The sequence below is a fragment of the Bifidobacterium pseudolongum subsp. globosum genome, assembly GCF_000741295.1.
Lineage (GTDB): Bacteria > Actinomycetota > Actinomycetes > Actinomycetales > Bifidobacteriaceae > Bifidobacterium > Bifidobacterium globosum.
Window position 1 is genome coordinate 74,369 of the sequence record NZ_JGZG01000009.1, and the last position, 6,049, is coordinate 80,417.

A 6,049-nucleotide genomic window follows, 5' to 3' on the forward strand; every position below is an offset into this window, starting at 1 on the left:
AATCATAACGAGTGTGTCCAATACGAGGGGATTCACATATGGGCGACGCAGCTGTACTTGACCTGACCATCGGCAATGGCGACGACTATGCGTTCGGCTCGTACATCGCCCAAGCTGTCGATGCCGCGCAAGCGGAATTGGACCAGTTGGACGACATCATCGCTTTGGCCGAACGGCTGCAGCCGGAATGTGACCAACTCGACTATGCGTTGGCCGCCGGCTCGGGTGCGCTCTGCGGTGTGATCGACATCTTCTGTGTAGGGGCGCCGGGGGATTCGAAACTGCAGGAGCCCGCACTCCAGTGGATGCGCCGCACTATGGTGACATTTGCGAAACTGTGTGGTTGGAACGGCGAACAATCCGGCATCCAGTCGGCCGCGGCATTCCTTGCGACCAAGTTCCTTGCCGACTCTGATTCCCCACTTGCCCGGAAACTCGGCCTGCTGTTCGAGGAAGACATCGACCCGGAAAGCCGGGGCAGGTCGTTCCGTGCGTTCGGGCGCGAATCGTCGTTGCTCGGCGTCTTCTTCGCCATTCTCGGCGAATTCACCAACACCGCCCCTACCGGGGATGCGGGCAAACTCCACTTTGTGCATGACAAGGATGCAGGCGCCGTCCTGCACGGCAGTACACCTGCGGAGAAGGTGTTCTGTGGCATCGTCAATTGGCTTGGCCACCAGTTGTTCGGCCGGGGCGACACCGTGGATGCCATGCAGCAGGCGATGCCTGCGTTGGGCATCCCCACCCCGGTGTGGACGCTGATCAATCAATACGCCATGCATGCCTGGGACATCCCGCTGCCCGCGCCCAAGCTCCTTGAGCGTTTCCAGCAGCTCGCCAATCAGATCTACGCACAGGGGTATGACGTTCGGTTCCTCGCCGCGCAATCCGTCCCGGTATTGCTCAACGAGGCCCTCACCCGGCTGTTCTACGCCGTCCGGCGGATGTTTGCTTACGCCGATTCCGCTGATCCCAGTGATTTTTCCATGCAAGCCATGTGGGAGGCGTGCGAACCGTTTTCCAATTCGACCGTGCAGCGCATGCTCACGGTGGCGCATGGCACGTTCTGCCTGTTGGACACCACGGATGCCGCAATCCGTGGAGCTGTCACCGGCGCCGGCACATTCGACGTGCGGGAATTCATGATGCGGCTCAACCTGGTGGGGGCCGGCCGGTTCGCCATCAGTCTATACGGCGAGGGCGTGCGGGCGGTGGCATTGCAGACCGCCGGCCCAAACGCGGAATTCGCCCGGCGCGAGCGCACGATCGTCGAAGACTATCTTGATGGTCTGCGCGAACTCGGCAGGTTGTACGACGACCGCCACTTGGTTGATTTCACCGAGGACTTCAAACGCAGCGCGCCATATGAGCGCGCATTCGCAAAATCCGTGCAGTTGGCGCAACTGCGCAAGGTGCCGGAGGAGCGCATTCTGGCGTCCAAATCCGACATTGACGCATATTTCAACAACTAGGAGCAACCATGGGCAATTTCTTCGACAATATAGGCAATGCGTTCAACGAGATCGGCAAGAACGTGAACAAAGCCACAGGGGACGTGGTGAACAATGTCGGCAAGGCCGCCGGCGATGTGGGCAACAACATCTCCCGGGCCGCAGGCGAGGCGGGCCGCAACATCAACAACTTCGCAGGTGATGTGGGGCGCAATGTCTCATCCGCTGCGGAAAACGTGTCACACAACGTGGGGGCTTTCGCTTCCCAGGTGGGGGAGAACGTCTCCAAAACCGCCGGAGGCATCAACCGCAATATCCAGGACACCTTCGAGAAGAAGCCCTCGAAGATGGAGGAGGCGCGCAATGAGGCGCAACAGGCGTTGGACAAGGTGAACGACCAGATCGTCGAATTGGGGGAACGTGACGCGCGGCTTTTCGACAATCTCAACGAGATCCAGGCTTGCTTCGACGCCATTCGGAACATTCCCGCCGAGCAGCGTCTCCAGTACGAGGAGCTGAAGAAGATCCGCCTTGAATGGAAGCAGCGGGCGCAGAAGATCGAAGATGATTACAAGAAAGCAACGCTGAAGAACGCCGGTGCGGGTACCGCCGGCGTGGGCGTGGGCGTGGCCTTTGCTGCGCTCGCCCCCACCGCCGCGATGGGCATCGCCACCACGTTCGGCGTGGCTTCCACCGGCACCGCCATCTCCGCGTTGAGCGGCGCCGCGGCGACCAACGCGGCGCTCGCTTGGCTCGGTGGCGGTGCGTTGGCGGCTGGCGGCGGTGGCATGGCCGCTGGCAATGCGTTTCTGGCCATGTGCGGGCCGATCGGTTGGGCAATCGCTGGCGTTGCGCTGCTGGGCAGCGGCTTCTTGCTGTACAAGGGCAACGAAGAGAAGAAGAAGCTCGAGAACGTGTTCGCCCTGATCGGCAAACGCGATACCAAATCGTACAATCTGGCGGAAACGGAGCTCAAGGAGCGCATTGTGCGCATAGACGACGAGAATCCCCGTCTTGACGAGGCCATTGCGCGTACGAAGTCGTTCGGGCTGGACTACAACCAGATGACCGAAGCCCAGCAGTACGAACTTGGGTCGTATGTGAATCTGATGAACGCCTCCACGCAATTGCTGGTGAATCCGATTCTGGGACTGCAGCCGAAGGTCACACCAGAAGACCTGACCGAGTTCGGGCTCTCGACAGGAAAGCACTTTGACAAGAAGCACAGTGAGGCCATTGTCTCGCTGGCCAATCTGCTGTACAAGATCGACGTCGACGGCACTGACCGCAGACTGCTGGGCAACACATTCTCGAAGAACAAGGATTTCCTGAAGTCGGTGCATTTGGACAAGAAGGATTTCGACCCGTCGGTGTTGACGACGGTGAATGAACTGCTCCTGTGGAAATATGGCAAGGATGCGGCGGGCAAGCGGTAGAAGCCGGGTCCGAGCCGCTTGGCACACACAAGGTTTCCCGTGAAACATGCTGCCGGCGAAAAGCGCGCTCCTGGCTGAGCCCCCGCAGTTCGCATCTTTCACCCGCCCATCTCATGCGTGCGGCCACTAGGCGGACGCAGCGCTGGCAGTTGCCGTGCGGAACCCTACAATAGCGGCTTATGGAACAGAAAGATGTGTTGCAAGCAATGCGGCATGACCATGCCGCCGAATTGAAACTGGCCGCCAGCCGTCTGGACGGAACCGCGAAGCACACGCAGATCATCGCCTCGCCCGTGCTGTCCGAGATGACCGGTCATACGATCCTGCTCAAGCCGGAGAACCTGCAGGTCACCGGCTCGTTCAAGATCCGCGGCGCATACAACAAGATCGCCTCGCTCACCGACGAAGAGCTCGAGCGCGGCATCGTCACGGCCTCCGCAGGCAACCACGCACAGGGCGTGGCCTACGCGGCACGCGAGCGCGGCGCCAAAGCAACCATCCTCATGCCGGAAATCACCCCGCCGCTCAAGGTGGACGCCACCAAGGCGTACGGCGCCGACGTCGTGCTGCACGGCGAGGTCTTCGACGAGGCCGCCGCATACGCGATCGAACTGAGCCAGAACGAAGGCATGACGTACGTGCCGCCGTTCGACGATTACGAGGTGCTGTGCGGGCAGGGCACCATCGGCATGGAAATCCTCGAAGACGTGCCCAACGTCACCGATGTGGTGGTGCCGCTCGGCGGCGGCGGCCTCGGCGCGGGCGTGGCGCTCGCGATCAAGACATTCCGCCCAGACGTGCGTGTGATCGGCGCGATCCCCGAAGGCTCGCCCGCATGGCGCAAGTCGCTCGACGCAGGCCGCGTGATGGCGGCCGACAAGGTCGTCACCTCGGCCGAAGGCGTCGCCGTGCGCCGTCCCGGTGACCTGACCTTCGCGCTGCTCAACGAATTCCTTGACGACCTTGTCGAGGTTTCCGAGCGCGACATCAACGAGATGATCCTGCTCATGCTCGAAAAGCACAAGATGGTCGTCGAGGCGGCCGGCGCGGTGTCGCTCGCCGCGCTCGAGCACCTCAATCTGCGTTCGCGCAAGTTCGCGGAGGCGGAGGGCGACCACGTCGTCGTGCCGATCATGTCGGGTGGCAACATCGACACCGTCACGATCGGCGCCGTCATCCAGAAGGGCATGATCGCGCGCGGCCGCATCATGAATTTCGAAGTGGAACTGCCCGACACCCCCGGCCAGCTCGTCAAGGTCGCCACAATCCTGGCGAAGGCGCGCGCGAACGTCATCGCGCTCGACCACGACCAGTTCAAGGCGAACGGCCACTACACGAACTCCGTCGCGCTCGGCGTGACGGTCGAGACGAATGGCCCCGAGCACATCGAGCAGGTGCTGCAGATGATGCGCGAGGCGGGGTATACGCCGAAGCGCATCTACTGACGCGCGCATAACGCACGAACGGCGGGATTCCGGTGAATCCCGCCGTTCGTGCGTTATGCGCGTCACTCCTGCGCGATCGTCTGCTCCACGAGCTCGGGCAGTGCCACGGCGATGTCGTCGTGGATCAGCCGGTCGGCGAGCGAATCGTACTGCGTGCGGCCCATGTTCATGATCGTGATCGGCACGCCGGCCTGTGCGGCAGCGGGCACGATCGACGCGGCGGGGAAGACTTCGAGTGTCGATCCGATCACCCACAGCTCGTCCGCGCGTTGGGCGGCGCGGATTGAGCGTTCCATTGCGCCTTCGGGCAGCATTTCGCCGAAATACACGACGTCCGTCTTGAGCAGCCCGTTGCACGGCATGTTCCCCTTGTACGGCAGGCGGCGGTGGCAGTGCGGGTCGGGCTCTTCGTCGAGGCGCGCCATGATGTCCGCCGTGTCGTACTTCGCATGGCACTTCATGCAGTGCGATGTGCCGATGGTGCCGTGCAGATTGACGATCTTGTCCGGGCTGTTGCCGGCCTTTTCGTGCAGCGCGTCGAAGTTCTGCGTGGCGATGAGGCTCAGCATGCCGGCTTTCTCCAGGTCGACGAGCGCGTAATGCGCCTTGCCGGGTTTCGCGTTCCATACCGGCGACTCCTTCTGCCAGCGCCACGAGTATTCGCGCGCCGCTTTGTCGGTCAGGAAGGCGTCGATGTCGTACACCTGCATTTGGTCGGGGTGCTTGGTCCATACGCCATCGGGGCCACGGAAGTCCGGGATTCCTGCGGACGTGGAGATGCCGGCCCCCGTGAGGACCATGATTTGTTTCTGTGCCATCGGTTGCTCCTATTCGATCTGTCTATGGTCTGCCTATGTACAGGCTTACCACGGATGACACGGTGGTGGGGAAGAAGTACGTAGGGCGTGGTTGTGGGTTGTAGTTGTGTTGTGCGACACGCCGGTGGAGGTGTTGTGGTTGTTGGGTTTTGTGGGTTGCGACACGCCGGTGGGTTGTGTTGGTGGGGGTTGTGGTGTAGGTTTTTCTCTTGCTGCCGCTCGCGGTCTGGTCCGGTTCCTCCGGGTCGGGGTTGTGGGTGTGTTTGGTGGTTTGAGAACTCAATAGTGTGTACTGTACTACTTGCCATGGGTCGCATCCGTGTGGGTGTGGCTTGTGGTTCTTGATTGCCAGTCCGATGCCCGCCCGTGTGGTACCCGAGGGGGTTTGATGGGTGTCGGGGTTTTTGTGTGACCGTCCTTCCTTATTGGATGGTCCGTCTTTTTTCTTTTTGAGAGCCGTTTGTTGGCTTTCCATGAAGGTTTTTTGTGGAGGGTTCGATTCTGGCTCAGGATGAACGCTGGCGGCGTGCTTAACACATGCAAGTCGAACGGGATCCCTGGCAGCTTGCTGCCGGGGTGAGAGTGGCGAACGGGTGAGTAATGCGTGACCGACCTGCCCCATGCACCGGAATAGCTCCTGGAAACGGGTGGTAATGCCGGATGTTCCACATGAGCGCATGCGAGTGTGGGAAAGGCTTTTTGCGGCATGGGATGGGGTCGCGTCCTATCAGCTTGTTGGTGGGGTAACGGCCTACCAAGGCGTTGACGGGTAGCCGGCCTGAGAGGGCGACCGGCCACATTGGGACTGAGATACGGCCCAGACTCCTACGGGAGGCAGCAGTGGGGAATATTGCACAATGGGCGCAAGCCTGATGCAGCGACGCCGCGTGCGGGATGGA

4 protein-coding genes and 1 rRNA gene are annotated in these 6,049 nt (G+C 61.4%); 4 read left to right on the plus strand and 1 reads right to left on the minus strand.

Going from position 1 to position 6,049, the window contains the following annotated elements:
- Nucleotides 1–38 precede the first annotated feature (38 nt).
- From BPSG_RS06715 to ilvA, 3 genes are all read left to right on the plus strand, one after another.
- Complete coding sequence (locus BPSG_RS06715) at nucleotides 39–1,472, plus strand: hypothetical protein (RefSeq protein WP_026643930.1); 1,434 nt, start codon at nucleotides 39–41, stop codon at nucleotides 1,470–1,472.
- 8 nt (nucleotides 1,473–1,480) lie between these two features.
- Nucleotides 1,481–2,887 (plus strand): hypothetical protein, encoded by a 1,407-nt coding sequence (locus BPSG_RS06720; RefSeq protein ID WP_202961609.1) that lies wholly within the window; start codon nucleotides 1,481–1,483, stop codon nucleotides 2,885–2,887.
- A 179-nt stretch (nucleotides 2,888–3,066) separates the two neighbouring features.
- Nucleotides 3,067–4,332 carry a threonine ammonia-lyase gene (gene ilvA, locus BPSG_RS06725; protein WP_026643932.1) on the plus strand — a complete coding sequence of 422 codons (1,266 nt, stop codon included), beginning with the start codon at nucleotides 3,067–3,069 and terminating at the stop codon, nucleotides 4,330–4,332.
- Nucleotides 4,333–4,394: 62 nt separating this feature from the next.
- Here the strand turns inward: ilvA and BPSG_RS06730 are convergent, their stop codons facing one another.
- Complete coding sequence (locus tag BPSG_RS06730; RefSeq protein WP_022857813.1) at nucleotides 4,395–5,150, minus strand: SIR2 family NAD-dependent protein deacylase; 756 nt, start codon at nucleotides 5,148–5,150, stop codon at nucleotides 4,395–4,397.
- Between the two features lie 483 nt (nucleotides 5,151–5,633).
- Here BPSG_RS06730 and BPSG_RS06735 point away from each other — a divergent pair.
- Nucleotides 5,634–6,049, plus strand: a 16S ribosomal RNA gene (locus BPSG_RS06735); the annotation flags it as partial.

Bases quoted from the DNA above. Each gene is read 5' to 3' on its own strand.
- BPSG_RS06720 (WP_202961609.1), top strand. From the start codon at position 1,481: ATGGGCAATTTCTTCGACAATATAGGCAATGCGTTCAACGAGATCGGC.
- BPSG_RS06715 (WP_026643930.1), top strand. From the start codon at position 39: ATGGGCGACGCAGCTGTACTTGACCTGACCATCGGCAATGGCGACGAC.
- BPSG_RS06730 (WP_022857813.1), bottom strand. From the start codon at position 5,150: ATGGCACAGAAACAAATCATGGTCCTCACGGGGGCCGGCATCTCCACG.
- ilvA (WP_026643932.1), top strand. From the start codon at position 3,067: ATGGAACAGAAAGATGTGTTGCAAGCAATGCGGCATGACCATGCCGCC.